The organism is Stenotrophomonas sp. P5_A8 (genome assembly GCF_056400545.1).
Genome location: NZ_JBFULB010000352.1, coordinates 1 through 3,858, shown reverse-complemented (window position 1 = coordinate 3,858; position 3,858 = coordinate 1). Strand labels below are relative to the sequence as shown.

4 protein-coding genes and 1 pseudogene are annotated in these 3,858 nt (G+C 65.2%); all 5 read left to right on the top strand.

Translation table 11 applies throughout. The annotated features are described in order from the left end of the window. The coding region (atpG, locus tag AC1DQP_RS17815; RefSeq protein WP_478052138.1) for a F0F1 ATP synthase subunit gamma at positions 1-697 on the top strand (697 nt) is incomplete at its 5' end. Between the two features lie 37 nt (positions 698-734). Beyond that, the gene (gene atpD / locus AC1DQP_RS17810; protein ID WP_478052137.1) at positions 735-2,141 is read left to right on the top strand and encodes a F0F1 ATP synthase subunit beta; all 1,407 of its coding nucleotides are present in this window, start codon (positions 735-737) and stop codon (positions 2,139-2,141) included. A gap of 112 nt (positions 2,142-2,253) precedes the next feature. Further along, complete coding sequence (locus AC1DQP_RS17805; RefSeq protein ID WP_478052136.1) at positions 2,254-2,676, top strand: F0F1 ATP synthase subunit epsilon; 423 nt, start codon at positions 2,254-2,256, stop codon at positions 2,674-2,676. Positions 2,677-2,833: 157 nt separating this feature from the next. Beyond that, positions 2,834-3,427 (top strand): chorismate mutase, encoded by a 594-nt coding sequence (locus AC1DQP_RS17800; protein WP_457321008.1) that lies wholly within the window; start codon positions 2,834-2,836, stop codon positions 3,425-3,427. Positions 3,428-3,579: 152 nt separating this feature from the next. Then, positions 3,580-3,858 (top strand): annotated as a pseudogene (locus AC1DQP_RS17795) (hypothetical protein); the annotation flags it as partial.

The window sequence follows — 3,858 nt, the reverse complement described above, 5'->3', positions numbered from 1 at the left end:
GGCCCAGGCCAGCACCGATTACCAGCATCCGTTCCTGGTCCAGCGTGACGAGGTCAAGCGGGTCGGTTACATCGTGATCTCCTCCGACCGTGGCCTGGCCGGTGGCCTGAACAACAACCTGTTCCGCAAGATGCTGGGCGAGGTTCGCCAGTACCAGGACAAGGGCGCCGAGATCGACGTGGTGACCGTGGGCCAGAAGGCATCGACCTTCTTCCGCCGGATCAAGGTCAACATGGTCGGTAGCGTTACCCACATGGGCGACGTGCCGCACCTGGAGCAGCTGATCGGCGTGATCAAGGTGATGCTCGATGCCTTCACCGAAGGCAAGGTCGATCGCGTGTACCTGGTCTACAACCGCTTCATCAACACGATGACGCAGAAGGCCAGCTTCGACCAGCTGCTGCCGTTGCCGGCCGCTGAGAAGCAGGTCGCGCACCACGACTGGGACTACCTGTACGAACCCGACGCCGCGACCGTGCTCGAGCACGTGATGACGCGTTACGTCGAGTCGCTGGTGTACCAGGCCGTGCTGGAAAACGTCGCGTCCGAGCATGCAGCCCGCATGGTCGCGATGAAGTCGGCCAGTGACAACGCGAACAAGCTGATCGGAACCCTGCAGCTGGTCTACAACAAGGCCCGCCAGGCAGCGATCACCCAGGAAATCTCCGAAATCGTCGGCGGCGCGGCAGCAGTCTGACGCGCACAGTCAAAGCACACATTAGAGGATTGCAGCAATGAGTCAGGGCAAGATCGTTCAGATCATCGGCGCCGTCGTCGACGTCGAATTCCCCCGCGAGTCGGTGCCGAGGGTGTACCACGCGCTGAAGGTGGACAACACCGAAATCACACTGGAAGTGCAGCAGCAGCTGGGTGACGGCGTGGTCCGTTGCATCGCGCTGGGCTCCACCGACGGCCTGAAGCGCAACCTGGTTGCCACCAACACCGAACGCGCCATCTCGGTGCCGGTCGGCGCAGGCACCCTGGGCCGCATCATGGACGTGCTGGGCCGTCCGATCGACGAAGCCGGCCCGGTGGCCGCCAGTGATACCTGGGAAATCCATCGTGCCGCCCCGTCGTACGAAGACCAGTCCCCGGCGACCGAGCTGCTGGAAACCGGCATCAAGGTCATCGACCTGATGTGCCCGTTCGCCAAGGGCGGCAAGGTCGGCCTGTTCGGCGGCGCCGGCGTCGGCAAGACCGTCAACATGATGGAACTGATCAACAACATCGCCAAGGCGCACAGCGGTCTGTCCGTGTTCGCCGGCGTGGGTGAGCGTACCCGTGAGGGCAACGACTTCTACCACGAGATGAAGGACTCCAACGTCCTGGACAAGGTCGCGATGGTGTACGGCCAGATGAACGAGCCGCCGGGCAACCGTCTGCGCGTCGCCCTGACCGGCCTGACCATGGCCGAGTACTTCCGCGACGAGAAGGACGAGAACGGCAAGGGCAAGGACGTGCTGCTGTTCGTGGACAACATCTACCGCTACACCCTGGCCGGTACCGAAGTGTCGGCACTGCTGGGTCGTATGCCGTCGGCCGTGGGCTACCAGCCGACCCTGGCCGAGGAWATGGGCGTCCTGCAGGAGCGCATCACCTCGACCAAGAATGGCTCGATCACCTCGATCCAGGCCGTCTACGTGCCCGCCGATGACTTGACCGATCCGTCGCCGGCCACCACGTTCGCCCACTTGGACTCGACCGTGACCCTGTCGCGTTCGATCGCCTCGCTGGGTATCTACCCGGCCGTGGATCCGCTCGATTCGACCAGCCGCCAGATGGATCCGCTGGTCATCGGCCACGAGCATTACGACACCGCCCAGCGCGTCCAGCAGACCTTGCAGAAGTACAAGGAACTGAAGGACATCATCGCCATCCTGGGCATGGACGAACTGTCCGAAGAAGACAAGCAGGCCGTGACCCGCGCCCGCAAGATCGAGCGCTTCTTCAGCCAGCCGTTCCACGTGGCCGAAGTGTTCACCGGCTCGCCGGGCAAGTACGTGTCGCTGAAGGACACCATCCGTGGCTTCAAGGCCATCGTTGATGGTGAGTACGATCACCTGCCGGAGCAGGCGTTCTACATGGTCGGCAGCATTGAAGAAGCGGTCGAGAAGGCCAAGAAGATGGCCGAGAAGGCCTGATGCGGCGGGGACGGGCACACGCCCGTCCCGACCGTGACACGGGGTGGGCTCGCGCCCACCGCTGCGGAACACCTGCGGTGGGTTCAACCCGCCCCTTAGCGAAGAGAGTTACATGAGCACCATCCGTTGCGACATCGTCAGCGCCGAGCAGGAAATTTTCCGTGGTGAAGCGACCCTGGTCGTGGCCACCGGCGAGCTGGGCGAGCTGGGCATCGCGCCCAAGCATGCCCCGCTGATCACCCGGTTGAAGCCGGGCAAGGTGGTGGTGACCACGGCCAACGGCGAGCAGCTCGATTTCGCCATTTCCGGCGGCATCCTCGAAGTGCAGCCGCAGGTCGTGACCGTGCTGGCCGACACCGCGATCCGTGCCCAGGACATCGACGAAGCATCGGTGCGCAAGGCCAAGGAAGAARCCGAGCGCATGCTGGCCAATCGTGGTGAGGCAATGGACGTGGCCCAGGCCCAGCAGAAGCTGGCCGAAGCGGTCGTCCAGCTGCAGGCGCTGGAGCGCCTGCGCAAGACGCTCAAGCACTAAGCAGCTTGCCTGCGGGTGTTCGACTGCGCCGGCCTTGTGCCGGCGTTGTCGTATCCGGGCCGCCGTGCAGGGAGATGGCCTGTACTGTGATCGACCCGGCAACGGGGCGCGGCCAGGTCGGGCAGAATCGGCGGCATCCTTTGCCCGGCGCCTGACGATGATTCCTGTACGCACTATCACGGTCATCGGCATCCTTTGCAGCCTGGTGCTGTCTGCCACCGCGTCCGCCCGCGCGCCGCAGGACAGCCTGGCCGACTGGATCGCACAGGTGGCGGCGCGCAACGCGATCGCCCACGACGTGGCGGCATACAAGTTTCCCGCCGGACGCCCGATCGAAGACCCTCGGCGCGAGGCGGCCGTGCTCGCCGACAAGCGCGCACGCGCCCTGCAGATGGGGTTGGACCCGGACAGCGTGGTGGCCACCTATCGCCAGCTGATCGAGGCCAACAAGCTGCTGCAGCACATTGACGTACACCGCTTCCTGCTGGGCACGCAGGTGCCGCCGGCTCCGCCGCTGGAGGTCATCCGGGACCGCATCGACGTGCTGGATGCGCACCTGTTGGCGCAGTGGGCATCGCTGGACGATGTGCGCGCTGCGCCGGACTGCCCGCGCCGGCTGGCACAGGCCATTGCCCGGCAGGCTGCGGAGGCGGCGAAGAACGAGCAGGACAGTGGAAACGCATTGGTGCTGGCCACGGTCGGCTTCTGTGCGGACGAGGCACGCGCCCGGTCGGCGCCGACCGGAGGATGAGTCGGGACCGGTTGCCTGCACGTTCGGCTGCAGCATGACGCGACTGGAGTTTGCTGCTAGAAGTGCACCTGCCGACATGCCCCCGGACGTGCGCGACCGGAGACTGACATGCAGGCATTGGAAACCCCTGACGCTTCAATCAAGGAATGATCATGTTCAAGAACGCATTGATTCTCGCGGTGGCCCTCACCGGCCTGGTGGCGTGTGGCAAGAAGGACGACGCTGCCGCGCCTGCTACCCCAACCCCGGCGGCGGCTGCACCGTCCACCGCTGCAGCGTCCACCGATGCCGGCATCGGCGCGGGCCTGCCCCAGGCCTGTGAGGCCTACCTGACCCGCGCCAAGGCCTGCTTCGACAAGTCCAACCCACAGACGGCCGCTGCCTTCCAGCAGGGCGTGGACCAGGCCAAGGCGCAGTGGGCCACCATGCAC

Bases quoted from the DNA above. Each gene is read 5' to 3' on its own strand.
- AC1DQP_RS17800 (WP_457321008.1), top strand. From the start codon at position 2,834: ATGATTCCTGTACGCACTATCACGGTCATCGGCATCCTTTGCAGCCTG.